A 26745-nucleotide genomic window follows, 5' to 3' on the forward strand; every position below is an offset into this window, starting at 1 on the left:
CGTTCGCCGTTCGGCAACCGGTCGGCCTGTCAGGGTGCGGTCTGCGAAGGCGGCAATCCGGCCGTCACGCCCCGGAGTTCAGATGCCGGTGCTGCCGTCGATCCGCTCGCGGATGAAGTCGGCGTGCCCGTTGTGCCGGGCGTATTCGGCGGTCATGTGTGTGTAGATCCACCGCAGGCTCACCTCGCCACCCATGAACGGGTTGGTGTCTTCCAGCCGCCGAGTGGCGCAGTTGGCCCGGGCACGGGCGATCTCGTCCTGCCAGGTGGCCTGGGCCGTCGCGAAGGAGACGGTGTCGGAAAGGCCGAATCCCCCGTCGTGGCCGCCCGGTTCGGCCTGAGCGCTGTGGATGGCCGGTACGTCCTCGCCCGTCAGCACCCGGCGGAACCAGTTCCGTTCGACTTCGGCCATGTGCTGGACGAGTCCCAGCAGGGTCAGCGGCGAAGGAGGCACGGAGGCGGTCCGTAGCTGCTCCTCGGTGAGTCCGTCGCACTTCATGGCCAAGGTGGTCCGGTAGAAGTTGAGCCAACTCTCCAGATTCGTACGCTCGTCGGCGTTCAGGGGTGGCATCGGCCGTTCGGTGGTCGTCATGATCGCAGATCATGTCAGCTGGGTCTGACATAGCCGCCCTGCCCGCCGCCGTGAGAGCTCATGAACATGCGCGGAGCAGCACCGGTACCGGGAGACCACGGGGCGGCCCGCGAGCGCGGTGTTGCCGCGCGCAGGGCGTCAGTGGACGAGCCGGACCACAGGACGAATTTGTGAGATGAGGTCGGCCAGCAACTGTTCGGCCTGCGGCAGTACGTGGGGGCCGAGGGAAGCGGCGCCGATCGCGACGGCCACTCCGGCCCAGGCCAGTGGGCCCAGTGGCGTGCACCCGAAGAAGTGGCTGACGACGGGTGTCTGGACGAGGGCGACGAGCACGGCGGCGGTGCCGAGGACCGTGGCCAGGACCAGCGGGCTGTGGCCGCGTCCGGCGACGGTCTGCGTGAGCTGGGCGCCGACCACACCGCACAGGGCCATGGTGCTGGTGCGTCGTGCCGAGCCGGGGGTGAGGGTGCCGATGAGCCATGCGGTGGCCCCGCCGATACCAGTGATCAGGCCACGATGGCGGATCTGACGTGTCAGCGGTTGTCCGAGGACGGCGAAGCCCACCGGTACGGTGTCGGCTGCGGCGGGGTCACCGGTGGGTTCCGGGTCGTGCGGGGTGACCGCGACCGCCATCGCCGGGAACATGTCGGTGAGCAGGTTGACCAGCAGCAGCTGACGTGTCGACAGCGGCGACGTGCCGGCCAGCAATGCGCCCAGTACGGAGAAGCCGACCTCGCCGGCGTTCCCGCCGAGCAGGATGCTGATCGCGTCGGCCACACTGCGCCAGAGGGCTCGGCCTTCGCCGATCGCGTCGATGAGAACCGACAGTTCGTCGTTGGTGATCACGAGGTCTGCGGCATTGCGCGCGGCAGCCGATCCGCGCGTGGCGATCCCGACCCCGACATCGGCGGCGCGGATCGCGGCGGCGTCGTTGGCGCCGTCCCCGACCATGCCCACGACACAACCCACCTCCCGTAGTGCCTCGACAACCTGTAGCTTCTGCTCCGGTGCGACGCGGGCCACGACGCCGCAGTCCCGGAGCAGGCGGGCCCGTCCCGCCCGGTCCAGTGAAGCCAACTCGTTGCCGGTGACAACCGTGACATCCGCGGGCCAGCCCAGGGCGATGGCCACGGAGCGGGCGGTCTGCGGGTGGTCGCCGGTGAGCATGACGGGGCGCACACCGACCTCTCCGAGACCGGCCACAAGCGGAGCGGAGCTGGGGCGGGGGGTGTCGGCCAGTGCCACGAACCCGACGAGCTCGAGCAGTTCGAGGGGCTTGTCGAGCGCTTCCCTCGCCTCGTCGTCCGTGGCGAGACGGCGCTGCGCGACGGCCAGGAGGCGCAGGCCCTGGCCGGCGAGGGAGTGTGCCTCCTCGACGGCTGCCGGATCCGTATCCGGGCAGCAGGGCAGCACGACTTCCGGTGCGCCCTTGACGACCAGCATGTTCGCGCCGGCCGCGTCCCTTCCGGTGGCGGCGGCATATCCCCGGCTGGCCTCGAAGGGCTGGGCCCGTACGGTGGTCCACCCCGTCTCGGGCGGGGCTGCTGCAAGGACCGCCTCGTCGGTGGCATGGGCGTGGGCGCCCGGCTGCTCGGCGACGCGGGGGCAGGCCCGGGCGGCAATGCGGAGAATCCGTTTCGTCTCGAGGGTGCCGGACGGCTGCTCGGCGCCTGTGCCACTGATCAGACGGACGACCCGCAACCGGTTCTCGGTGAGGGTGCCGGTCTTGTCGAAGCACATGGTGTCCACGCGTCCGAGTGCCTCCAGGCTGCGTGGTGTGCGCACCAGGACTCCGAGCTTGCTCAGCCGCCGTGCCGCGGCCATCTGCGCGACGGTCGCCACCAGAGGCATGCCCTCGGGCACGGCGGCCACTGCGACTGCCAGTCCGCCCTGGAGGGCTGTGCGCACCGGACGGCCGCGCAGCAGGGACAGACCGGCCACCGCGGCGCCACCGGCGAGGGTGAGGGGCAGCACCCGGCGGGTCAGCCGGTGCAGTCGTGCCTGAACCCCCGCCGAGGTGGGGACCCGGGCGGCGAGGGACGCCGCGCGGCCGGCTTCGGTCTGGTCACCCGTGGCCACCACCACCGCCCGGGCGTGACCGGCGACCACCGTGGTGCCTTCGAACACCATGCATCTGCGGTCGGCGACGGGCGCCTTCGGTACGGCGGCCACCTGTTTGCGGGTGGGCAGTGACTCGCCGGTGAGGGAGGACTCGTCCACCTCGAAGCCGCTGACCTCCAGCAGCCGCGCGTCGGCCGGCACCACATCGTTGGTGCGCAGCTCGATCACCTCGCCGGGCGCCAGTTGCGTGGCCTCGACGACGGATGCTTCATCTGCTGACGGGTGAGCGAGTCGCCGGGCGTTCTGCCGCTGCCCGGTCACCAGTGCGGACAGCGCCCGCTCAGCGCGCAGTCGCTGTACCCCGCCCACCAGGGCGTTCACCGCCACGGCGGTGATGACCAGGAACGCGTCCACCGCTGAGCCCAGCAGTGCCTGTGCGGTGGCACCGACCACCAGAACCGGGGTGAACGGGTCGTCCAGTTCGGCCCACACGGCGCCGGCCAGACGTGCGCTCACCCGTGCAGGCGCGAGGGCCGGGTGCTTGGCCGCGGCGCCGACGACGCGGCCGACCCGGGTCCGTACCACCGTCAGGGCGGTGGGCGCTGCGTACGACGCCTTCGCCAGCCGGGCCATGACCTGCTCGGGCTGCAGGGCGTGCCATGGCACCCTCGGAGTGGGGTGGGGGGTCGTACCGGCGGCTACACCGAGTGCTGCGCTCCAGCCCACGAGCAGGGCTGCAGCAGTGGCGATATTGACGGGGCTGAGCCGCACTTCGACGGGGAAGGGAACCCGCTGCGACCGAGCCCCCTGGGTGAGTACCAGGAGTTCGGAGAGCGTGGCGCCCGCTTCGGCGCAGAACTTCGCACGCCGGCTGACCGCCCGCGCTGCGGGTACGGCTGACAGCAGCCGCCATACGCCCTCCAGTCCGCGCAGGGGAAGAAGGTCGGCGCCCCAGACGACAGCGCTGCGCTCGTCGGTGACGGCGACGGCAATGTCACTGCGGAGCAGTCCGTCGAGTACGTCGTGGGCAGCGGCAGTCAACTCCCGTACGCCCGGCGCCCGGTCGTCCGGGATGCGCGCCACGGTGAGAACCGTTCGGCCTTCGCTCTGCAGGGCAGCCACCACGTCGGCCAACGGGATCTCGGCAGAAGCGAGTTGGTCGGCCAGTGTCCCGAACTCGCCGAGCGAGCAGTCGTCCATCACCACGACGTGCAGACCGGCTCGGCGCGCTGCGTCCAGCGATGCTTCGGCCATGGGGTCGACCTCCCAGCCGACCAGGACAGTGCCGATGTCCCTGCCACGTACCGACGCGATCATCAGGCCCGTGTCCGGTGCCGTGCCATCGGGCACCGGGCGGAGGCCGATGCACGGCTCCTCGGACGGTGTTGTCGCTTCCTCGGGCGCGCTGAGGGCTGCGGTGGCTTCCTGCCACAGCCGGTGGTGATCCCAGCCGGTCGTGCTGGGGTGGACCTCGAGTACGGTACGCCGAGTGCCGCGCAGTGCTGCGGGGTGCAGGACCACGGTGTCCACGAGTTCCAGCTGGCGCAGCCGCTCGGGGTCGCGGACCAGTACGTCCTCGCGTGCCAGGGCACAGCCGAGCGCCGCGGTGAAGGCCGCCGGGCCGTAGCGTGCGGCCTTGGGCGAGCCGGCCAGTACAGTCTCGGCGGCCTCGTCCATGCTGCGGGTGAAAAGGAGCTTGGTGACGGCGCCGCCCAGCATCCCGTTGACCGCGGCGGCGGCATATTGCTCTCCCGGGCTGGGACGCAGCGTCGGACGCAGGACGTCGGTGTCGGCCACAGTCAGCCGGTCCGGGGCGCACAGCGTGTCGTGCACGGCGTCGAACGTCGCGAGCTGAGCCACGGATTCCACCAACTGGGCACTCCGCAGTGCCGCGTCGAGCAGCAGCGGACTCGGCGACTGCCCGATCCCGCAGACCGCCGCATGGGCCACGGCCAGTACCAGATCGGATGCGTCCGGGCCCAGCGCACGGCTCAGCACCGCACGTACCCGCGAGTCCTCACGCATCACGACGACCGCGGCCACCATGGTCTCCGGCGCGCGCTTCAGAAAGGCTGCCCGTCCCGCGAGTGCTACGCCGATGCCCGCCGCGTCGCACGCCAGGGCGACAGCGTTCGCGCGCACACCTCCAGGGGCGCCCGGGTGCACGTGTTCCAGCATCTGATCGCCGACGTGCACAAGCCCGTGATCGGCGGCCAGTTCGGACACCTTGGCCACCAACTGCTCGCCGACCGCGTCCTCGGTGGCCTGCACGACCAGCCGCCCCAGGCCGCCGTCCCAGTAGGCGATCAGCACGTCGGGGTGCTCGGCCAGCTCGACCGCCACCTTTCTGGCGGCGGCCTCGAGTCGTTCCACGGTTCGTCCGGGCGCGTCCGGATGGAACTGGAGCGCGAGGTGCATCCGTGATCCGGCGCGCCAGTAACGGACCTGAGGAGTGAGCGCGTTGCGGGCGACCCTGCCGACCCGCAGCGCGGTCGCCGACACCGCCGCCGCCCCGTCCACCGCGCCGCGCGCACCGGCGTTCACGAGCTCAGCGGCCATCCGCGCCGCGTATGCGGTCGGTGTGGCGACCCGGCGGGTGGCCTCGACCGGCACAGCCAAGGCGCTCTGGAGGGCCACGGCGGGCAGCCCGGTCAGCAAGCGGAGCAGCATGTCTCACCTTCGCGGGCTTGCCGCACGGGGCCGGGAGCGGAGCGGTCCGTGACAGCTACAGGGCGCGGAACGGTCGTTACGGATGGGAGGCGGCTTCAGGACTTCTTCCGCCCACCGGCCTTGGCGCGCGAGGTGCCCGAAGCGCTCGTGGCGGCACGCTTGGACGAGCGGGCCTTCGCCGTCCCGGACGCGGTCGACGCCTTGGCCGGGCGGGTCTTCGCCGTTCCCGACGCGGTCGATGCTTTGGCCGGGCGGGACTTGGCCTTTCCCGAAGTGGCCGATGCCTTCTTGGCCGGGCGGGTCTTCGCCGCTCTCGTGGTGGTCTGCGCCTTGGCCGACCGGGCGGCCTGCTTGGTCTGCAGACCTTCCGCCTCGGCCCCTGCGGTATCCGTCGGACGCTGCTGCGTGAGCCACACCACCGCGGCACCCGTCACGGCCACCGGCCACTCGACCACACCGGCTACACCGAGCAGCCCGGCACCGGTGTACGCCGCAACACGGCGAGCATGTGGCGAGACGATCCCGACGGAGTCCAGAACACCGTCGACGATCCCCTTGACCCGATCCGCGCCGGGGACCCTCTCCGCTGCTGTCATCACCCTCCGCATGGGGTGCGTCAGCGCCTCCTGGACCGGATGCTGCACCTTCGTGTCCCCTGAGCCGGACACACGGGAACTCTCAGTCATGGTCGCTCTCTCTCCGTCGGGCAGGTGAGACGGACGGCCCGCGGCCGTGACGCCTCTCACCTTTCAGCAACCTTGACAAGATCACTCAATTCCGGCAAGCCTGGACATATCTACTTACCGCCAAGTGAGGTAACAGGCGGTGGACGCCTCAACGCCAAGGGCCCGCCCGGCTGCGACAAGTCCGAGATGACCAGCCGCCCGGTCCCGCCAGCGGGTCGCCGCGGATCGCCGACCGACACCCACGCGTGTCCTGGCCGCGAGGAGTTGAGGGCATGAGCGCCCGTCCCGACCCGGAGCCGACCTCCCGAAGGTTCGCCCACCGGCACCGTCCCCGCCGGACCGCGCTCCCCACCTTGGTCGACTGACCCACCGCACAACGCACTCCGCCTGATCACGGGCCGTTCGACGCGCCCGGTGGCAGCCCGACGTGTTCTGCAGGCGCCAGCACCCCTACCTCCAGTGGAGGCCGTTCATGCGCATCGAACTTACCTGGCCGCGCTCCGGCACCGAAGACCGGACCCTGACCCTCGCCCTCCCCGGCCTGCCCGCCGCCGGTCTGCTCCGCCCAGCCCTCCGGTACACGAGCCGGTTGTGCACTCCTGCCGCCCTCCGTCGCGCCGCCGCCTGCGCGGAGCCCCTCCTCGGAGCCGCAGCCCACGCCGCCGGCGCGGACGCACTCACCCGAGCCGCCCTGCCGTACGCCCTCCGGTTCACCCGGCAAGCACTCCACGGCGGCCCATCCGCCGCCATCCCGGACCAGGCAAGGCGAGCCGTCCCCGCCGAGTCGCACTCGCCGACTCCCCCGCCGCCTGTGCTCTGAGCGACGCGCCAGGAATTCACCCCTGCGCAAGGGGGACGGTCATCGAAGCACCCTGGCCCCACCTGGAGCCCCTTCGCTCAGCGGCGGCGGCGACCGTGGCGAAGCCGTCGGACGGACGCGGTCGCCGGTATTCGCGGTGAGCACAGACCCCGCACAGGACTGACACCCACGGCGGAACATTTGCCGAACTAAAGTTCGATGAATGAGTGACGCGGGTGAACCTGTCACTCGTGCGGAGGGGTCGGACTGCCACAGCCTCCTCGTCGATGTTCCCTGGTATCAGGCATCTCGGGAGGACTCGACATGACGCCCATCAGCGGCGGTGCACGGCAGCGGACGGTACGCCGTGCCGCGTGTACAGCCCTGCTGATCGCGTTGATGGCATTGGTGCACGCAGTATTCACCCCTGCCCCGGAGCCCTTCTCCAAGCTCGGCCCCGATCACAGCAGCAATACCCCTCTCGCGGGTCCGAGGGTCGGCGCCGCCGTCATCGACTCGGCGTCGACAGAGCTGTCCTGCCCATCGGCTCCCAGCGGTCGCAGCGACGACCACAGGTGGCGGTCCGGAACGACCTCGATCGGCAAGCCGCGCCACACCCCGTCTGCAGCCACCGCGGTGGCGACCGACCCCACCTTCGGCACAGAGCCCACAGCGACCGGGCGCGGTGCATGCGCGCCGACGCCGGCAGGCAGAGCCGGCTCGGATGCTTCTCCAACAGGTTTCGTACTGCGCTGCTGACCGGCTCCGGCCGCACATCTCTCGTACGCGTCGCGTTCCGCCACGAGCGGCACGCGAGGTGCGGCCTGCAGTCGTCAACACCTACGTCACGTGACCCCGCAGGAGAACCCGTCATGCCCGCAGATGTCTTCGCGGCCGTGAGCGCACTGGTGCGTGCCGAAGCGGCCCGCCGGCCCGCCTCGCCACCCGCGGCGCCGTTGTCGCCGGACAGCTCACCTTCGCTCACGGCCTCGGAACGTCGACAAAATGCCTGTGCCCCGAGCCCCGCTACGCCGCAACCGGATCCCGTGTCCGCTCCGCCTCGGACCGGCCTGCTGTCCGACCTGCAGCGTCGGCTTCTGGCATTGCTCCACTGACGCCAGGTCGGTCAGCCCGAGCGCAACCCCCGTGGACCCGATCGTCATCCATGCTTCGCATGCCCGTGCAGGAGAGACAAACTGACATGCAGTCATTCATCAACCGTGCCCGCAACTGCCACCGGAGTGTCGCCGCCCCCTCTCCCGTCCCTCGCAGATGCGAGGGGATCCACGTCGGCCCCGCGCTCGCCCACGGGCGGGCCGCCGGCACCATCCACGCCCTGTGAAGGGCAGCGTCCACGACCCTCGCAGCCGCCACCGGCGCGGCAAGGCCCTCTGGCGCGGCCATGAGGGTGCGTGCGGGCCCATGCGTCGAGACGACTTCGCCGCATCGCTGGTGGTGTTCCTGGTGGCGCTCCCCCTGTGTGTGGGGGTGGCTGTCGCTTCCGGCGTTCCGGCTGAGCTGGGTCTGGTCACGGGAATCGTGGGAGGCCTGGTGACCGGATTGCTGCCGGGGAGCAGTCTCCAGGTCAGCGGACCGGCGGCCGGTCTGACGGTGCTGGTCTACGAGGCCGTGACGACTCACGGCCTCTCCGGCCTCGGTGTACTCGTACTCGCCGCAGGCCTGCTTCAGCTCCTCATGGGCGTACTCCGACTGGGCCGCTGGTTCCGGGCCATCTCGGTGGCCGTCGTCCAGGGCATGCTCGCCGGCATCGGACTCCTGCTTGTCGCGGGCCAGTTGTACGTCATGGCCGACCGCGAGGCGCCGGATACCGGGCCTTCCAAGATCGCCGGTATGCCCGCCCTGCTGGCCGATGTGTTCGGTTCCGCCCAGTCGATGATGGCTCTCGGGCTGGGCCTCGGCACGATCGCCGTCATGGTCGGGTGGAAACGCCTCCCCCCATCGATGCGGCTCGTGCCCGCCCCGCTGGTCGCTGTCGCTCTCGCCTCCGTCACCGCCGCGGTCTGCGACACGCCCGTCGCGAAGGTCGAGGTACGGGGGCTGCTGGACGCCATCCAACCACCGGACGCGGACGCATTCGGGCTGTTGACTCAACTCGGCGTTCTCGGAACGGTGCTCGCATTCGCCCTGATCGCGTCGGCCGAAAGCCTGTTCAGCGCGGCAGCGGTGGACCGCCTCCACGCGGGTCCACGCACGGACTACGACAAGGAACTCATCGCTCAGGGCGCCGGCAACGCGGTATGCGGTGCGCTCGGCTCTCTGCCCCTGACCGCGGTCATTGTCCGCAGTGCGGCCAATGTCCAGGCGGGCGCACGGAGCAAGGCGTCCAGAGTGCTGCACGGAGTGTGGCTGTTGTTGTTCGCCGCGCTGCTGCCGTCCGCACTCGGTATGATTCCGCTGTCCTGCCTCGCGGGCATCCTCGTCTACTCCGGCGCGAAGCTCATCCCTGTCAAGGAGCTGATCGCGCTGTGGCGTGCGCACCGGGGTGAGGCAGTGATCGTGGCCGCCACGGCTGGGATGATCGTCGTGACGAACATGTTCGAAGGCGTGCTGATCGGTGTTGCGCTCTCCGTGGCGAAGTCGGCGTGGGACACCTCTCACCTCCAGGTCGATGTCTCCGACGGAGGGATCGGCGTGATCCGGGCGCGCCTGACGGGCAATGCGACGTTCCTCCGGCTGCCGGTGATACTCGATGCCCTGGAGGCGCTGCCGAAGGGCCGCCCGATCGAGCTCGACCTGTCGGGCCTGCGACATCTGGACCATGCCTGCCTCACCGCCCTGACCACCTGGGCGGACAGGCACAACACCCCGGGCACCGCCCCGGTCAGGTTGGTGCCCGCGGACCTCTGACGGACAGGACTCATGTCAGCGGCCCGGACCGTGCGCCGGTGCAGGCCTCTCGCCGCGCGCCGGTGATGGTCCTTCATGGTCGGTGCCACAGCCGGCCGCTGGCCCACCGTACGGACGTCCGGGCACCCCCACCGGACGGTACGCACGCAGGACGGGTGTCCCCCGAGACGTCAGGGGACACCCGTCTTGCGCACAGCGTTTCAGTGGTCGTCCCAGTGCCCGTCGTGGCCGACGTGCCGATGACCGTCGTGCAGGTAGTCCACGTGATCCCCGTGCGGCACCGCGACATGCCCGCACCCGTCGCCATGCTGGTGCGCGTGGTCGCCGTGCGCAGTGTGCCCACCCGGTTCGCACTCGTCCACATGGCCGTCGTGAACGCGATGGAGATGACCGTCGTGCACGTAGTCCACGTGGTCCTCGTGCGGGATGGCGACGTGGCCGCAGCCCTTGCCGTGCTGATGCATGTGGTCGGGATGGGGGGCATGTGCAGTGGTCATGACGTCCTCCGGTCGTTCCTCGGAAGCCACCTGCGCGCATTCGGCTTGCGCCACTGGCTCGAACTTTCCCTCCAACGAGCACCGGTGCGGCTTGTCACCGTGACGCGTCCGCTCGGGTGCCAAACGCATCCGATGGGGTGACCGGGACCTCGCGGAGCACGTCAGGACTTCACCGGCACTTCATCGGATCCGCAATGGGGCTCCCGGCCTTCGGGCCCGGCATGGCTTTTGCCGAGTCGGCAGCCCGCCATGCTTCGCTGCAGCGCCTGTTGGAACCGCTCGCGCCGCACAGCCGGGTATTGCGCCGCGGGGCTGTCTCATGCGCTGCTTTCCGGCCGAAGCGTGAAGTTTCGAGTAAGAACCACCTCCGAAAAGCAGCAGGTCAGACGGTAGTTCGCAGTTGTACCACCTGATTTCGTCCACATGCTGGACACCTCGCACGGGTCCCGCGCACCACTTCCGAGCTGGCCGAACGACCATTCGGTTGATGCGCCGCCCGTGAGCCGGGCCGGAAAGAGCTGATCGATGTGCACTCACTGTCTGCATGCACGAGACTCCCGAACGCAATCGCACCCCCAAGCGAAGGAGATTCACAAGTGCGCTACAACATTGGCAGGTTCAGCATAATCAGCACGACTTCTGCACTGATCATGACAAGCATGGGCGCCGTGGGTGTCGCGCAGGCCCAGCCCGTGCAGTCGACCAGCCTCTACGCCCCGTCAGCCCTCGTGCTGTCGGTCGGCAAGAGCAACGGCGCCGCTGTCACCGTCCAGCGGGCCGTCACCCTCAGCTGCGCCCCGCGCCCCAGCGGCACTCACCCCTCGCCCACTGCGGCGTGTGCGGATCTGCTCGCGGTCGACGGGGAGTTCACCCAGCTGACCACGCCGCCTCAGCGAAGCTGCACGCGTGAGTGGGATCCCGTCGTCATCAACGCGAACGGTGTGTGGCAGGGCCGGAACGTCTCCTGGTCGGCCACCTTCGGCAACGCCTGCGAGATGCAGGCGAGCCTGACCGAGGGATCGGTCTTCGGCTTCTGATCGACCCTCGGCGCATGCCATCGCACCCGATGCCCCGGCCCGACGGACGTGCGCCGACCGGCGCGCGTGATCACGGCAAGCGCATCCGTAGTTGAGGGACGCGGGACCCCCGCCGGCGGGAAGCGTCCCTGTCCATTCCGTCGTGACGACGAGTGCGTCGTCACGACGGCAACTGCGGGCGGGGCATGCGCCGACAGTCGCCGAACCCCACCCGCGTGAGCCGCCCCACGGGCGAAGACCGATCACGGCGGTACCGCTGCCAGCTCCACCGTTGTCGTGACGCGTACGAGAGCCGGCCGGCGGGGCGTGGAACCGAACCCGAAGTCCACGGGTGGATCGAGCGGTGCCAGCGCCCCGAGTCCGGCTCCGCCGAGCATGGCGTCCGCAGCAAGAATGGGCCACAGGTCATGGGCTCCGTACCACTCCCGGCGCCCCGGGACGGCAGTGCCCAGGGTGCGCACGCCAGGCATCAGCCGCGCGGGGATGTTGCACAGTGCCGCCCAGCGCCGGCTCCTGACCAGCGGGGTGGGCACGGCGCGCAGCAGCCACCCCAGCGGGGTCCGGGAGCCGGTGCTCACATGCAGACTCAGCGGGCCGGCCTGAATGCTCCACTCGGATCCGCCCCGCCGGACCGTGACGGGAACGACCTCGACGCGCTCGAAGCGGTAGGTGGCGGCGACGAAGTCAGCGATGGCAGCGGACGGTGCCAGCAGCAACCGCTCGCCGTCCGGGTTCTGGATCATCACATCACTGAACGGCCCGAAGGGTGAACGCGTCCAGTGCCCCACCACCAGCCGAGTTCCGGAGGTCGTCCCCACGCCGGCGATCCAGCCGTCGAATCGCAACCGCTCACCTTTCACACCGGACAGTTTCTCCCACCCTCGAAGGAATGCGGCCGATGTCGGCGGCGAGGGCGAAGACGTGTACCTTCCGCCCGGTCGACGGAGCCACGCGGATCACGGGGAATCACTCGCCACGGGTGCTTTGGTTTCGGGACGACGAAGAACACTGGTGATGTAGTCCGCCACGGCCGCCTCCAGACCTATGTCCAGCTGTGCGCGCTCGGACATGTACCACCGATGTTCCAACAGCTCGTGATACAGCTCGGCCGGGTCCATGGTGCTCCGGAGTTCCTGCGGAACGGCACGTACCGTAGGCCTGAACACCTCGCGGACCCAACGGTGGGCAAGCACCTCCGCGCGGGCGCCGAGCGGGTCGCCGGGCGCGTAGTCGTCCTGTGTCGCCATCCAGCTCTCAAGGTCGTTGAGGAGGCGCCGGGCCTGGTTCTCCTCGGCGTCGAGCCCGGTGAGGCGCAGCAACTGGCGCTGATGATGACCTGCGTCGACGACCTTGGGGACGAACGTGATCGTGTCGCCGTTCGGGGAGTTGGCGATCTGCATCTCGGCGACGTCGAAGCCGAGGTCGTTGAGCCGACGCATGCGACGTTCGATGTAGTGATACTTACCGGCCGGGTAGACCGAAGTACGAGTCAGCTCACTCCACAGCTCCTCGTACCGCTGACAGATCTCAGCGCCGAAGGCGATCGGATCCACCGAGGGATGGAGCGCACCCGATGCCTCCAGGTCCAGCATCTCCCCGCTGATGTTCACCCGGGCCAGATCGATGTCGTATTCACGTTGCCCTGTGCTGAGTTGGTTGTGCACCTCGCCGGTCTCGGCGTCCACAAGGTAGGCGGCATAGGCGCCGGCGTCCCGGCGGAAGAGTGTGTTGGACAGAGAGCAGTCGCCCCAGGCGAACCCCGCCAGGTGCAGCCGGACCAGCAGTACGGCGAGTGCGTCCATGAGCCGGTGCACCGTGGTCGGGCGCATCGTCGTCTCGAACATCGAGCGGTAGGGCAGCGACCCGTTGAGATGACGAGTGATCAACACCGGCTCCAGCGGTCCCCCGTCGGTGCCGGTGCGCCCGGTGACCACCGCGAGCGGGTCCACCGCGGGTATCCCGAGCCGGGCCAGGGTGCGCAACAGCTCGTACTCACGTACCGCCGGCCGTTCGGCGAGCTCCTTGACGGCCACCACGTCGGACCCCGCTCGTGCATAGCGCACGACATGGCGGGAGATGCCGCGCGGCAGCGTCACCAGGTGCTTCTCCGGCCATTCTTCGAGCGGCAGGTGCCAGGGCAGCTCGAGCAGGAACGCGGGGTGTTCGGGGTTGGTGGCGCTGAACTGCAGAGCCATCGGTCGCCTCGCTCGTTCTTTCGGTGACGGGACCACCAGTGTGACCTAGCGAGTCGCGCGCCCCACGGCCCCGGGCAAGGAAGCCTGGGCTCGCCCCCGCGCGCGCCTTCGGACGTCAACGGGGCGTAGCTGTGGGTCACCGGGATTCCGTCACGTCTGGGTGCGCGGCTCGCCTCCGCGAGGCGAGAATGACGACGGCCGCCGTCGCGGCCAGTACGGCGCTGACCCACGCGGCGTCTCGGTAGTCGCGCGTGGTTACGGTCGCGATGCCGGCGAGCAGCGGTCCCAGGAACGCACCGGCATTCAGCGCGACCGTGGCGAACGACCCGCTCAAGGACGGGGCACGGGACGTGACGAGCAGGACGCGATTGACGAGCGTCGCTCCGATGCCGAACGACAGCCCGCCCTGGCATTGACGATCGCGGCGACGACGCGTGTTCCGAACAGCACGGGGAAGCTCGTCGTGACCGCGCCGATCACGTGCACCACGACGAACGCGGCCAGGAATCCCGCCAGCGCCCGGCGCCGTGGTCAACGGGCGCTCAGCGCAGCCATGGCCGGCGCACCCACGATCATCCCGATCGCGTACGCGGAGGTCAGGCTCGCGGCGGCCGCCACCGACACGGACATGTCGTGGGCGATGCCCGGTACGAGCCCGGCCAGCCTGAACTCGGAGGTTCCTTACGCGAAAACGGCGAGGTGGAGGACATAGACGAACAGAGGCAAGAGGTCGACTCCGGCGTTGAGTTACGCGGGCAGGGAAATCCGCGCGCCGGGCATCGACCTACGTCAACCGCGAACTGAGGGCGACAGTCGAAACCGGACCGGACACACGGAACTCATGTCCGGTCGCTGGAAGCGAGATCGACCGAGAACCGATGGGTCACCGGTCGGAGAACCACTCGCCGCCGAGCGACCGGCGGCTCCGCTCTGTCCGACTCAGGGCTCATCACCCGCGGCAGGGTACTCGCGACTCCTCCGTCCATCAACCGGATCACGAGGCGGTTCGTTCAACGGTTCGTCGGAATGAGTCGCGTGAGTCGACGCCGGCGTATGTGCGGGGACCGATCGTTCCGTCGGGGCGGAAGAACTGTCGGACGCCTGCCGAAGGAACAGCTGGGCCTGGGTGCGAAATTTTCCCGTCCCACTGTCAGTGGGTGGGTCTACCGTGCGATGACGGAGGAACCCAGCGTGAGTAAGGGGAGATCATGACCACACTCGAGAATCGACCGAACACCGCACTCCTCGTCGTCGACGTGCAGAGCGGCGTCGTCGAGGGGGCTCACGAGCGCGACGCGGTCGTCGCGAACATCGGCCACCTCATCGAGAAGGCACGGCGGGGAGGGACATCCGTCGTCTGGGTCCAGCACTCCGACGAGCAGCTTGTGAGGGGGAGCGACGCCTGGCGGATCGCCCCTGAGCTGACTCCGGGTGACGCCGAGCCGCTCGTCGAGAAGAACTACGGCGACTCCTTCGAGGACACCACCCTCGAGACCGTTCTGTCGGGCCTCGGGGCCGGGCGACTCGTCGTCGTCGGCGCGCAGACCGATGCGTGCATTCGCTCGACGCTGCACGGCGCATTCGTCAGGGGGTACGACGTCACCCTCGTCAGCGACGCCCACACGACGGAGAACCAGACTGCATGGGGAGCGCCGCCCCCGGACCAGGTGATCGCGCACACGAACCTGTACTGGACCTACCAGGCGGCGCCGGGGCGGACTGCCGGGACGGTCGAGACCAAGAATGTCGACTTCGGCGGCGCGTCCTGAAGCGTGTGCGCCGAAACCGGAGCGCCTCGGCCTCGGCCGGCTGCCACTCCCGCGGACACTGACCCGCGCACTCGGCGAACCGCCGCACCAGCACGCGAAGTCCCTGGCCCGCCAGGAGAAGCGGCAGGCCGGGCACCGGTGCTCGTCCTGCCGTGGAGCCGGGGGTCACCACGGGCGGCCCCGGCGGTGGCAGCAGGCAATGAGGGAGTTGGATACCCCGCCGCCCTGGCATGCACCGCAGCCGTCTGAGCACGCTCGGCCGTACGCCGCTGTCCCGGATGCCCACGGCCGCCAGCAAGATCCGCAAAATCGGAGGAGTTCGGGAAGAGGGACCGATCCATACCTCCTCGTCCGAGGACGTGCCCATGACTGCGAGGTCCGCCGGATCGCGTGCGGCGCGGGGGCCGGCCGGAGACGCCGCTGATACCGCCGGCCCGCACTACGAGTGGGTCGTGCTGTCCAACACCACACTGGGTGTTCTGATAGCCACGATCAACGCGTCGATCATGCTTATCGCGCTGCCGGACATCTTCCGTGGCGTCGGAATCGATCCGCTGCAGCCGGGGAACACGAGTCTGCTGCTGTGGTTGATCACGGGGTACCTGGTGGTCACAGCGGTGCTCGTGGTCAGCTTCGGCCGGATGGGCGACATGTACGGCCGGGTTCGCATGTACAACGCGGGATTCGCGGTTTTCACCGTGTTCTCGGTGCTGTTGTCGGTGACCTGGATGCATGGCACGGCGGGCGCACTGTGGCTGATCCTGATGCGCGTGGGCCAGGGTGTCGGGGGCGCGATGCTGATGGCCAACTCCAATGCGATCATCACCGACGCGTTCCCGGCCGACAGACGCGGCCTGGCGTTGGGACTGAACCAGGTTGCGGGCATCGCCGGCTCGTTCATGGGGCTGGTGCTCGGAGGGCTGCTCGCCCCCGTGGAGTGGCGCATGGTGTTCCTGCTGTCGGTGCCGATCGGGGTGTTCGGCACGTTCTGGTCGTATCGGAAACTGCACGACACCGGCATCCGGCGGCCCGCCCGGCTGGACTGGTGGGGCAATCTGACCTTCGCCGTCGGGCTGGTCGCGGTACTCGCCGGCATCACCTACGGCATCCAGCCCTACCGCGGGCACACCATGGGCTGGACCAACCCGTGGGTGCTGACCGCCCTGATCGGCGGCGTGCTCATGTTGGTGATCTTCGGCATCGTGGAGACCAGGGTCGCCGAGCCGATGTTCCGGATGAGCTTGTTCCGCATCCGTGCGTTCACCGCCGGGAACCTCGCGAGCCTGCTGTCCGGGATAGGCCGAGGCGGGCTGATGTTCATCCTGATCATCTGGCTGCAGGGGATCTGGCTGCCCCGGCACGGCTACGGCTTCACCGAGACCCCGCTGTGGGCGGGCATCTACATGCTGCCGCTCACCGTCGGGTTCCTGGTGGCCGGGCCGATCTCCGGCTGGCTGTCCGACCGCTTCGGGGCGCGGCCGTTCGCCACCGGCGGCATGCTCGTCGCGGCAGGCAGCTTCGTGCTGCTGGCGCTGCTGCCGGTCGACTTCCATTACGGGACGTTCGCCGCGATCCTCCTGCTCAACGGGGTCGGGATGGGACTGTTCGCTTCCCCGAACCGGGCCGGGATCATGAACAGCCTGCCCGCGGATCAGCGCGGGGTCGGCGGCGGTATGAGCACCACCTTCCAGAACTCCGCGCTGGTGCTGTCGATCGGGGTGTTCTTCAGCCTGATCGTCCTCGGCCTGGCCGGCACACTGCCGCACGCCCTGTCCAGCGGCCTGGTCGCCCAAGGCGTCCCCGCCGGCGACGCGGAACGGCTGTCCGCCCTGCCACCTGTCTCGGTGCTGTTCGCCTCGCTGCTGGGCTACAACCCGGTCCAGACGCTGCTCGGCCCGAATGTGCTGGACCAGCTGCCGGCGAGCCACGCGGCCTACCTGACCGGACGTGGCTTCTTCCCCGCCCTGATCTCCGGGCCGTTCGCGAAAGGCCTGGAAGCCGCGTTCATATTCGCCATCGCCGCCTGCCTCGTCGCCGCTGTCGCCTCCTGGCTGCGCGGCGGTAAGTACGTCCACACCGACAAGCCGACCACCGTCGGCACCACCGACTATTCCTGCCCGGCACTCCGGGGCCCGGAGACTGCACACCACGGCTCTGCGACACCGGACCCGGCGGCCGTCCCCGTCGGATCCCACGGGCTCGCCTCGGGCATCGCACACCCCACCCCACCGACGGCAGGCCCCGGCACCGCTCGGGCCGGTCCGCCCGGACCGCACGAAGACCGACCTCACCCCACCGGGGACTCCGCCCTTGATACGTACGCGCTGATCGTCACGGCACATGGCTACCGCCCGGCCACCTACTCGATGATGACGGGCAACGGCCGGACCGCCGCCGCGGACCACGCCCCTCGGACGAACGGGCAGATCGCCGGTGTGGTCCGCGCGGCGAGCCCGGACCGCCCACTGCCCGGGGCGGTCGTGCGCGCCGTCGACGCGACGGGCAGGGTCGTGGCACGCGCCACCACCGGCCACGACGGCAGGTTCCGGCTGACCGGCCTGCCTGGCCACCCGTACGCGGTGACAAGGGCCCCAGGCCCGACGACACCGCCGGACGGCCATGGCCCGGCCGACGCCGGACTGCACCTCACCGTGGACGGCCTGCCGTCGTGACCGAGCCGAGCGAGCCCTTGAGCGGAGCACCGAAATCCCGGGCATCATCGAGCGGCTCGACGAGTTCGACCGGGACGTCCGCCGTGACCACCGCCGACCGCACCCACCCCGCCGTCCGCCGTGACCACCGCCGACCGCACCCGCCCCGCCGTCCGCCCCGACCTCCGTCGCCTCCGGGGACCGCGAAGCCTCCTGGCCCCGCTCACCAGGCTCACCGACGTCCCCCCGGAACGCCCGGCGCCCGGATCCCACCGGTGGTGCCGGTCGGCAGGTCATGTCCGCGGTGAAAGACCGTCGTCCACGGGCACGTTCTGCGGTTTCAGCGTGATGCCGGAGTTTCTGGCCTGTTCGAGGATCAAGGTGGCGAAGTCCTCCTCGACGTGCCCCGCGCCGACGGCGCCCGCGACGAGCTGAGCGGTGGCGGCGGCGAGTGGCATGGGTACCTCCAGATCGCGGGCCGCGGACAATCCCAGGCCGAGGTCCGTGCGCAGCAGCGGCATGGTGAACGTCGGTGTGAAGTCCAGGTTCACCAAGTCGGGCGGCGAGTCGGAAGCCCATGCGACCGGCACCGGTCCAGCCGATCCGGGGGCGGTCCTGGCGACGTACGTCATTCCTCTACCTCGATCCTGGAAGGCGGCATCCGCCGCACCGGCTCGCCCTGTCGGAGGCTGTGACGACCGAAAGCCACCAGCAGGGCACTGTGAAGTCCTCGACCGCCTGCTGCTCCACCTCACGGACCTGCCCTTCCTGGGTCAGAACCAGCCGCCGTCGGCCTGGACGGTCCGGCCGGTGATGAACGAGGCGTCGTCCGACACCAGGAACGAGACGACTGCGGCGATCTCGGAAGGCTCGGCCATCCGACCGAGTGCACCGGCGGTGCGGACAAGGGTGTGGAAATCGGTGTCGACGTCGGGATGGACGTAGTGGGAAGCCGCGTGCGCGGACATGTCGGTGACGGTCCCCCCGGGCGCGATGGCGTTGATGGTGATGCCGCGCCGACCGAGTTCGGGGCTGAGGTTGAGCGCGATGCACTCGACTGCGGCCTTGCTCGACGCATAAATGGCATGGTGAAAGACCGCCTTGTGGGCGCTCTGCGATGACGTCAGTACGATCCTCCCCCCTTCGCCCATATGCCGTGCGGCGTTCTGCACGGCGAAGAACTGGGCTCGGGTGTTGACGGCGAAGACACGGTCGAAGTCGGCGGGGGTGACATCGTCCAGCTTGCCGAAGTGCTCAATTCCGGCGTTGCTCACCAGGATGTCGAGTCCGTCCAGAGCTTCGGCGGCCTCATCGGCCAGACGCCGGATCTGGTCCGGATCACTGACATCCGCCTTGAGCGCGACCACACGGCGGCCGACGGCGGTGATCTCGGCGGTGAGCGCTTCGGCCGCGTCGCCGCTGCTGCGGTAGTTGATGGCCACGTCTGCCCCATCAGCGGCGAGCCTGCGCGCCACAGCCGCGCCGATCCCTCGTGCGCCACCGGTGACCAGGGCCTTCCTGCCTGTCAGCCTTCCGCTCATCGGTCTTCTCCCGTCCACGAGGTCCGGCGGTCACGCCGAATGCGGGTGACGCGGCCTGTCCCGGAACTCACGGCAGCAGATGACTTCTTCACCTCGCCTACACAGTGGAGGACTGCCGTGATCGGCCTCGTCACGGTGTGCGTCCTCGTTCGCCGGGGCGTCCGCACCACAATCGCCCCGGCCCTGGTACCGGCGCCACTCGGAGCAGGGTGCGGCCCCGCGTGCGCACCCGCCGGTCCACGACTTGTGACCGCCGCTGAACCGCCTGTCGCCGGGCCGCCCGCCGGGTCGACCTCGCCTACGAGGGCAACGTCCACAACTTGACCCGGCCGAAGGCCCGGAGCGGCCGAGCGCCTGGTCGAAGAAAACTTCACCGCACCGGACGAACGGACCGTCGTCATTGCCGGCTCGGACGGCCGCGCTGCACGCCGACAACTTCGACGCACCATCAGGGCTGTGCTCGCCGCGGCGCGCTCGACGGGCCACGACCGCAGATCCGCATCGGCGATGGAGGGGCTGACCGAACGGCGTCTCTCCAGTGGCGCGGGCGCTCGCGTCCAATAAATTACCTTTTACGAAACATTTATGTCACTGGCGGCAATCCCGACGCTGCTTGGACTGCCGCACGCGGTCGCGCGCCTTGTGGGCCGGGGCCGGCTCACGGAATCCGATCGCGGCGGCACCGTACGACGTGCCGCCTGGATCCTTGCCTGAGGGGAACCATGGCTCACGAGACATCCGCGACCCCGGAGGAAGGGTGGAGCGGCGAAGGGTGCCCGGCGAGTGCGTTTGCCCGGCGGTCGTTTCTTCACGGCGCCGCCACGGGCCTGGCCGGAGCCGCGGGTGCGACCGTCTTGGGCAGCGGTGCGGCGCGCGCCGACCCGACAGTCGAGATCAAGGCGGAACCGAAATCCCGCACGATTCCCTTTCATGGCCATCACCAGGCAGGCATCGCCACTCTGCCCCAACAGGACGCAATTTTCGTCTCGTTCGACGTGACCGCCTCCAGTCGCGCGAAGCTCACCGACCTTTTCCGCACACTGACCTCGCGAGCCCGTTTCCTCACGGCGGGCGGCAAGCCACCGAAGGTGCCACGGACCGCAGCGCCGTCGGACAACGGCATCATGGGACCGACGTTCGTGGCGGATGGTCTCACCCTGACGGTCGGAGTGGGCGCGTCCCTCTTCGACAGCCGCTACGGATTGAGCAAGCGAAAGCCGGTCCAGCTCACTACGATGAAGCCCTTTCGTCATGACAGCCTGGACCCCGCGCTGAGCCAGGGCGACCTGCTGATCCAGATCTGCGCCGATCACCGTGACACGACGGTGCACGCACTGCTCGACATCCTGACCCACACCAAATCAGCGATGAAGCTGCGCTGGCGCATCGACGGCCAGCGCAATCCGGAGCGTCCCGTCGGTGTCCGGCGCGACTGGTTCGGTTTCAAGGACGGAATCTCCAACCCGACCCTCTCCGACGAGGCCCAGATGAATCAGGTGGTCTGGGTCCAGCCGAAGAGCGCCGAACCGGCCTGGGCCACAGGCGGCACGTACCACGTGGTGCGTATCGTGCACTTCTTCATCGAGGCGTGGCAGAAGGTGCCCATTGCTCAACAGGAGCGGATCTTCGGCCGCCGCAAGGCGAGCGGCGCTCCCATGTACGCCGCGGACGAGGACGCCACGGATCTCCTCGACCCCATCTACACCAATGATCCACAGGGCCTGATCACCCCGCTGAACTCTCACATCCGCCTCGCCAATCCCCAGACTCCGCAGACCGCGGCGACCAGCACGATCCTGCGTCGCAGTTACGACTACGACCGGAGCCCCAACCCGCCGGAACTCGACATGGGGCATGCATTCGTCTGCTTCCAACGGAAACTCAGCACCTACATCACCATGCAGACCCGACTGGAAGGCGAAGCACTGGTGCCGTTCATCAGCCCAAGGGGCGGAGGCTACTTCTTCGCTCTTCCCGGTGTCCGGGACGAGAAGGACTACTACGCCCGCGGGCTCCTGGCCTGATCCTTCCCCGCCACCGGGCGGTATCGGCGAGAAGCCGCCTCGCCCGGACCCGGACCGAACCATCGCAACGCGCACAGGAGGCGAGATGTTCTCTGCCCTGCGGCCCCGAGTCGGCAGCGGCCGTCGGCGACCCGGCAGGACGCTCCGACCGGTACTCTCGGCGGGTATCGGGGTCCTGTTGATCTCCTGTACGCCCACCGCCCCGGTACACAAGGACTTTCCTCGGCCGGCAGCACCCACTCGCGGCAGTGCCAGTGGCCTCGTATATGTCACGAACCAGCAGGACAACACGCTCTCGGTGATCGACGCCGCTACCTACAAAGTCGTCGCAACCGTGCCGGCGGGTGCGGCGCCCGAAGGCGTCGCGGTCACCAAGGACGGCAGGCGCGTGTACGTCGCCAACAGCGGCTCGGCCCGGGTCTCGGTCCTCGACACCAAGAACAACAAGATCGTCAAAGCCGTGACGGTCGGGAAGAGCCCCACCGGAATCGAGCTCACCCCCGACGGCAAGTCCCTCTATGTCACCAACGGTCGTTCGAACACCGTCTCGGTGATCGACACGCGAACCAACCGGGTGTCCGCGACCATTCCGGTGGGCAAGTCTCCGGTGAACGTGGCGTTCAGTCCTGACGGCGGTACGGCCTACGTGGCGAATTCCGGGTCCGGCAACCTGTCGGTCATCGACACCGGCACACGCCGGGTCGCCCGGAAGCTTTCCGCAGGGCGCTCCCCGGTGGGCGTCGCCATCACCCCGGACGGCAAGTCGGCCTACGTCGCCGACGAGGTGGCAGCGCGCGTCCTCGTCGTCGGTACCCGTTCCGGCAAGGCGACCGCCGTACCCGTCGGCGAGGGCCCCTTCGACACGGCCATCGGGCCCGACGGCCGCTTCGCCTACTCCGCCGTTCTCGGCCCGGGCAACGTATCCGTGATCGACATCGGCAACCACCGCGTCGTGGGAACCATTGCCCTGGGCCCTCCCGGCACCGACCCGTTCAATCTGGAGGTCACCCACGAGGCGATCTACATCACGAACCAGGGAGCGGGCACTCTCACAGTCATCGACCCGCACTCCCACCAGGTCGTCGCGACTGTCGCCCTCGGTGCCAGCCCCTACGGCGTGGCGGTGAGCTGAGCACGCGACTCACCGATTACGGTCCCGGGCGCCCCGGCGAGCAGCCGCTCGGATCATCCGGGGGCCGTCGTGGCGGTCCCGGGCCTCCTTGCTCGTACCGAATTCCTTGTCAGCCACCCATCGACCTGAACGGACCACTGAATCGTGACCACCTCGATCATCGTCGGAGGAAGCAGCGGACTGGGTCGCGCCGTAGCCCAGCGATGCGCCGACCGTGGCGACACCGTCCTCATCACCAGCCGCACCACGGCACACGCCGACGCGGTGGCCGCCGAGATCGGCGGCCTGACCAGCGGGCTGGCCCTTGAACTGTCGCAGCCGGAGAGGATCGCCGCCGTGCTCGGCGATGTGCGCGCGGTCGACAACCTGGTGATCACCGCCATCAAACAGGGCGTCAACTCCCTCGCGGACTTCGATATCGCCGCAGCCATCGAGTCTGTGACCATCAAACTGGTGGGCTACACCGAGACCGTGCGAACCCTGCGCGGCCGGTTCAACCCCGGCGCGTCGGTCGTGCTCTTCGGTGGCCTTGCCAAGGAACGCCCCTACCCCGGTTCCACCATGGTGACCGCGTTCAACAGCGGTATCACCGGCCTGGTGAAGACCCTGGCCGTGGAAATCGCACCGCACCGAATCAATGCGATCCACCCGGGCGTGGTGGGAGACAGCGCCAAGTGGCGCGACGCGCCCGAGCACCCCCACCTGACCCGTACCCCTGTCGGACGCCTCATGACCACGGCGGAGGTCGTCGATGCCACCGACTTCCTCCTCCGCAACACCGGCGTCAACGCCCTCGACCTGTTCATCGACGGCGGACTGCGCGTGACCTGACCCATCGCGAATCGGGCAGCCGTACGGACCGCCGCAGGGCCTGGGAACGGGCCCGCCGACCGAGGGCTTTACATGCTCGGCGAGCGGCGCCTCGATGTGGGTCCCGGCCGGCTGGGACGCCCACGGTGGCGGCTCACTCCACGTGCGGCCGGTGGAGGTGGTGGGAAGCGGTGCGTTCGATGACCAGGAGGGCGGCGTCGTCGGTGGGTTGCTCGCCGACGTGGGCGAGCAGGTCGTCGTGGATTTGACGCAGCAGGGCATCGGGGCTGGTGACGGAGAAGGAGGCGACGCGTTCGGCGAGCGGGTAGAAGGCGCCGGTCGGTGAGCGGGCTTCGATGACGCCGTCGGTGTAGAGCAGGAGGATGTCGCCGATTTCGAAGGGGAACGTGTCGGCGAGGTGGCTCGAGGCGGGCAGTCCGCACATGCCCAGCGGGGGTGCGGGGCGGCGCGAGTGCAGGGCCGTCACCTGGTGACCGTGCACCAACAGGGGCGGTGGATGGCCGCAGTTGATCATCTGGGCCTGTGAGCCATGGTCGGAAATGTCGAGTATGAGGGAGGTGATGAAGTGCTCGCCGGGGTCGTGCTTGGTATCGGCCACATCCTCCAGGTTCCGGCAGAAGCTCTCCTCGAGGGTCACCGCGAGCTCGGGCAGGGTGGCATACCGGTGAGCGCCCTCTCGGAACGCGCCCAGCACCACAGATGCCTCACCGATGGCGGCCATACCTTTACCGCGGACGTCACCGATGATCACCCTCGTACTGGGATGGGCCGCGCGGGCGATCGCAAACAGGTCGCCCCCGATCTGGGTCTCGTCCTCGGCGGCCAGATACAGCCAGGCCACGCGCAACGGCCCGATCCGGCGGGGCGGAGGCCGCAGCAGAACTCGCTGTGCCGTCTCGGCCACCGATCGCGCCCGGCTCAGCTGGCGACCGCGCCGCTCCCGCACGTAGCAAACGAAGACCACCAAGGCGGAGAGCACGGTCAGGGCGGCGATCTGCGCAATGTGGTTGGACGTGCCCAGCCCGCCGTGGAGCACGGCGATGAACACCTGAGCAGCCACAGCCAGAACGCCGATTGCCGCGGTCAGCCATGGTCCGGCGAAGGAGGCGGTGAGTGCGGGCGCGATGACGAGCAGCGGCCCCAGGTGGACATCGGCGGGAGAGTGGATGTCCACCACGGTGATCACTATGATCAGCGCGAGCGGGATCGCCACCAGTCCGCGGCCGGACGGCTGCTGCAGGAGGCGGTCCATCGATGCGCGCTGGACACCCATATACCTCATTGTGTCCCTCGTCCGGGACGACGCATGCTCCCGGGATGTCAGCCACGGCTCGGTCCGGAGCGCGTACGCACCACCTGTAGCGGCGTACCGCCTCCCGTATCGGGCGGCGCGCCCGCTCCCTCCGCCATCACACCCGCCATCGCGTTTTCCCATGCGGTTTCGAACGGGCCCGAGCGATAGAACCCCACCAGTCCCCCGCATAGAAAATCTGTCGTGGCGGAAGTAGACATGCGTGCTTGTCGGGGCTAGCGTCGTTCTTGTAGCCAAGAAGTCAGCAAGGCGCGGCAGGGACGAACTGCCGCCCATGCAGGACAGAAGGAGGCTGAGGCACGGCAGTGGAGTGGCGGGGCCGGCAGTATCCAGGGGTCCCCTCGCTGATTGCCGGGCCGGGCGGCCCATCGGGGCCGTCAGCGGTGAGCAACCGCAGAGCAAGCAAATGGATCAGAAAGACGAGAAGGAGGCAGACGCCATCAGGATCGCCCGGGCGAGGACGTAGACAGCCCGGGTACCGCAGCCCCGGAACGGAAGGTGGTCCCACGGTCACGTATCCGCGATCCCCGCACTCGCCCCCATCCCCCGGGCGCCGGTGCGGAAAAGACAGGCCGGCACCGCAGTAAGCCGGCAGATGGTGTTCAAATCCCTCGGGGCCCTGGTGCCGTACGGCACCAGGGCCCCCTGACGCGTTCAACGACCAGAGGTGCAAATGACCGCAGAAGATCCGCTCGGCCGTCTCGACGACGACGACTACCCCGCCTACACCATGGGCCGGGCTGCCGAAATACTCGGCACGACCCCCGCGTTCCTGCGGGCCATCGGCGAAGCCCGCCTCATCACTCCGCTGCGCTCCGAAGGCGGCCATCGCCGCTACTCCCGTTATCAGCTGAAAATCGCCGCCCGCGCCCGTGAACTCGTCGACCAGGGCACCCCGGTCGAGGCGGCCTGCCGCATCATCATCCTCGAAGACCAGCTCGACGAAGCCCAGCGCATCAACGAAGAACTGCGCCGCCCCGCCCCCCAGTCCCGCTCCAAGTCCGACGCCTGACCCGCCGACCACGGAAGGGGCAGCCGGTGCCCCCACCGACGTTCGCCCGGCTGCTGACGGGATTGCGCCCCCTCACGCCGTCCAACGCCGGCACGCAGAGAGGGCTCCGACGACGGCATCGCCGGAGCCCTCGGTAGACCGCGAAACACCGTGCACGAGCCGGAACAAGGCGTCCAGGACACCTTGACCGAACGGACCGGACCTCCCGTCAGCCCGTCTGCAGGACCATCGAGTCACCCATACCTCGGTCGAGGTGATGGCGTTGCGCTGCGCCCGGTCACGCCACGCCCGAGGAGCCCGGCGCATCGGGCTGAAGCATCGGCGCCAGGGCGTCGTCGGTTCCTTCATGCCGGAATCCGGACATCGGCGAGGCGAGGGGTCACTGCACCCCGTACGGCCGGAACTGGATGCTGATGCGCCCTCCCGCGGCCCGCGCGGTCTTGGGGATGGCATGCTCCCAGGTCCGCTGGCAGGAGCCGCCCATCACGATCAGGTCTCCGTGTCCGAGCGGCCGCCGGACGACATCTCCGCCGCGGCACGGACGCAGCAGCAGGTCACGGGGCGCTCCCACGGAGAGGATGGCGACCATCGTGTCCTCGCGGGCCCCCCTGCCGATGCGGTCGCCGTGCCAGGCCACGCTGTCGCGCCCGTCCCGGTAGTGGCACAGGCCGGCTGTCGTGAAGGGTTCGCCGAGTTCGACGGCGTAATGGGTGGAGAGTGCCTGCCGCGCCTCGTCGAGGACGGGGTGCGGCAGCGGTTCGCCGGCGCGGTAGAAGGCGAGCAGACGCGGGACGTCCACGACCCGCTCGTACATCTGCCGTCGCTCGGCCTTCCAGGGAACGTCCGTGGCCAGCCGTTCGAACAGGGCGTCGGCGCCACTCAGCCAGCCCGGGAGGAGGTCGATCCAGGCCCCGTCCCCGAGCTCGGTTCTGCTGAGCCCGTCCAGCGGGCGTAGGCGCACGTCGTCGCCCTGATCGAACAGGGATCCCTGGAGCTGGTGCGATGCCATGTCTTCAGCATACTCGCATTCGAACACGTGAGCTATTAGGAAAGTACCCCTCGGACGGAT

20 protein-coding genes are annotated in these 26745 nt (G+C 69.2%); 9 read left to right on the top strand and 11 right to left on the bottom strand.

Translation table 11 applies throughout. The features are described 5' to 3' along the window. Positions 1-78: 78 nt before the first annotated feature. The 3 genes from ACFYP5_RS10275 to ACFYP5_RS10285 form a co-directional block, all read right to left on the bottom strand. Positions 79-591 carry a DinB family protein gene (locus ACFYP5_RS10275; RefSeq protein ID WP_389033126.1) on the bottom strand — a complete coding sequence of 171 codons (513 nt, stop codon included), beginning with the start codon at positions 589-591 and terminating at the stop codon, positions 79-81. Positions 592-729: 138 nt separating this feature from the next. Further along, positions 730-5322 carry an HAD-IC family P-type ATPase gene (locus ACFYP5_RS10280; protein ID WP_389033129.1) on the bottom strand — a complete coding sequence of 1531 codons (4593 nt, stop codon included), beginning with the start codon at positions 5320-5322 and terminating at the stop codon, positions 730-732. Between the two features lie 95 nt (positions 5323-5417). Beyond that, positions 5418-6008 (bottom strand): hypothetical protein, encoded by a 591-nt coding sequence (locus ACFYP5_RS10285; RefSeq protein WP_389033132.1) that lies wholly within the window; start codon positions 6006-6008, stop codon positions 5418-5420. Positions 6009-6480: 472 nt separating this feature from the next. On the opposite strand from ACFYP5_RS10285, the gene ACFYP5_RS10290 reads away from it, so the two are divergent. Then, on the top strand, positions 6481-6828 hold the full coding sequence (locus ACFYP5_RS10290; RefSeq protein ID WP_389033134.1) for a hypothetical protein: 348 nt from the start codon (positions 6481-6483) through the stop codon (positions 6826-6828). A 1401-nt stretch (positions 6829-8229) separates the two neighbouring features. Continuing rightward, complete coding sequence (locus ACFYP5_RS10295) at positions 8230-9675, top strand: SulP family inorganic anion transporter (protein ID WP_389033136.1); 1446 nt, start codon at positions 8230-8232, stop codon at positions 9673-9675. Between the two features lie 200 nt (positions 9676-9875). On the opposite strand, the gene ACFYP5_RS10300 is transcribed toward ACFYP5_RS10295, so the two are convergent. After that, positions 9876-10172 carry a hypothetical protein gene (locus ACFYP5_RS10300; protein ID WP_389033139.1) on the bottom strand — a complete coding sequence of 99 codons (297 nt, stop codon included), beginning with the start codon at positions 10170-10172 and terminating at the stop codon, positions 9876-9878. 650 nt (positions 10173-10822) lie between these two features. On the opposite strand from ACFYP5_RS10300, the gene ACFYP5_RS10305 reads away from it, so the two are divergent. Then, a complete protein-coding gene (locus ACFYP5_RS10305; protein ID WP_389033141.1) occupies positions 10823-11209 on the top strand; it encodes an SSI family serine proteinase inhibitor in 387 nt (128 codons plus the stop codon). A 242-nt stretch (positions 11210-11451) separates the two neighbouring features. Here ACFYP5_RS10305 and ACFYP5_RS10310 read toward each other — a convergent pair whose 3' ends face one another. The 3 genes from ACFYP5_RS10310 to ACFYP5_RS10320 all read right to left on the bottom strand — a co-directional run bounded on the left by ACFYP5_RS10310 (position 11452) and on the right by ACFYP5_RS10320 (position 13939). Then, positions 11452-12069, bottom strand: a complete 618-nt coding sequence (locus ACFYP5_RS10310) for a hypothetical protein (protein ID WP_389033144.1) — start codon at positions 12067-12069, stop codon at positions 11452-11454. A 96-nt stretch (positions 12070-12165) separates the two neighbouring features. Next, a complete protein-coding gene (locus ACFYP5_RS10315) occupies positions 12166-13404 on the bottom strand; it encodes a DUF4032 domain-containing protein (protein WP_389033147.1) in 1239 nt (412 codons plus the stop codon). 136 nt (positions 13405-13540) lie between these two features. Beyond that, the gene (locus ACFYP5_RS10320) at positions 13541-13939 is read right to left on the bottom strand and encodes a hypothetical protein (protein WP_389033149.1); all 399 of its coding nucleotides are present in this window, start codon (positions 13937-13939) and stop codon (positions 13541-13543) included. A gap of 673 nt (positions 13940-14612) precedes the next feature. Between ACFYP5_RS10320 and ACFYP5_RS10325 the strand changes: the two genes are divergently transcribed. Then, positions 14613-15173, top strand: a complete 561-nt coding sequence (locus tag ACFYP5_RS10325; RefSeq protein ID WP_389033152.1) for an isochorismatase family protein — start codon at positions 14613-14615, stop codon at positions 15171-15173. Between the two features lie 365 nt (positions 15174-15538). Then, positions 15539-17845, top strand: a complete 2307-nt coding sequence (locus ACFYP5_RS10330) for an MFS transporter (RefSeq protein WP_389033154.1) — start codon at positions 15539-15541, stop codon at positions 17843-17845. Between the two features lie 272 nt (positions 17846-18117). Here the strand turns inward: ACFYP5_RS10330 and ACFYP5_RS10335 are convergent, their stop codons facing one another. Beyond that, positions 18118-18456 carry an NAD-binding protein gene (locus tag ACFYP5_RS10335; RefSeq protein WP_389033156.1) on the bottom strand — a complete coding sequence of 113 codons (339 nt, stop codon included), beginning with the start codon at positions 18454-18456 and terminating at the stop codon, positions 18118-18120. 141 nt (positions 18457-18597) lie between these two features. Continuing rightward, entirely contained in the window at positions 18598-19365 is a 768-nt protein-coding gene (locus ACFYP5_RS10340) for an SDR family NAD(P)-dependent oxidoreductase (RefSeq protein ID WP_389033159.1), read from the bottom strand. A 722-nt stretch (positions 19366-20087) separates the two neighbouring features. Here ACFYP5_RS10340 and ACFYP5_RS10345 point away from each other — a divergent pair. From ACFYP5_RS10345 to ACFYP5_RS10355, 3 genes are all read left to right on the top strand, one after another. Next, the gene (locus tag ACFYP5_RS10345; protein WP_389033162.1) at positions 20088-21389 is read left to right on the top strand and encodes a Dyp-type peroxidase; all 1302 of its coding nucleotides are present in this window, start codon (positions 20088-20090) and stop codon (positions 21387-21389) included. An 85-nt stretch (positions 21390-21474) separates the two neighbouring features. Further along, complete coding sequence (locus ACFYP5_RS10350; protein ID WP_389033165.1) at positions 21475-22521, top strand: cytochrome D1 domain-containing protein; 1047 nt, start codon at positions 21475-21477, stop codon at positions 22519-22521. A 144-nt stretch (positions 22522-22665) separates the two neighbouring features. Continuing rightward, positions 22666-23352: an SDR family oxidoreductase gene (locus ACFYP5_RS10355; RefSeq protein WP_389033167.1), complete on the top strand. Its 687-nt coding sequence runs from the start codon at positions 22666-22668 to the stop codon at positions 23350-23352. 133 nt (positions 23353-23485) lie between these two features. On the opposite strand, the gene ACFYP5_RS10360 is transcribed toward ACFYP5_RS10355, so the two are convergent. Continuing rightward, a complete protein-coding gene (locus ACFYP5_RS10360; RefSeq protein WP_389033169.1) occupies positions 23486-24625 on the bottom strand; it encodes a PP2C family protein-serine/threonine phosphatase in 1140 nt (379 codons plus the stop codon). Positions 24626-25337: 712 nt separating this feature from the next. Here ACFYP5_RS10360 and ACFYP5_RS10365 point away from each other — a divergent pair. Beyond that, positions 25338-25676, top strand: a complete 339-nt coding sequence (locus tag ACFYP5_RS10365) for a MerR family transcriptional regulator (RefSeq protein ID WP_389033172.1) — start codon at positions 25338-25340, stop codon at positions 25674-25676. Positions 25677-26055: 379 nt separating this feature from the next. On the opposite strand, the gene ACFYP5_RS10370 is transcribed toward ACFYP5_RS10365, so the two are convergent. Then, positions 26056-26685, bottom strand: a complete 630-nt coding sequence (locus tag ACFYP5_RS10370; protein ID WP_389033175.1) for an alpha-ketoglutarate-dependent dioxygenase AlkB — start codon at positions 26683-26685, stop codon at positions 26056-26058. Positions 26686-26745: the final 60 nt, after the last annotated feature.

Source organism: Streptomyces sp. NPDC005262 (genome assembly GCF_042872425.1).
Lineage (GTDB): Bacteria > Actinomycetota > Actinomycetes > Streptomycetales > Streptomycetaceae > Streptomyces.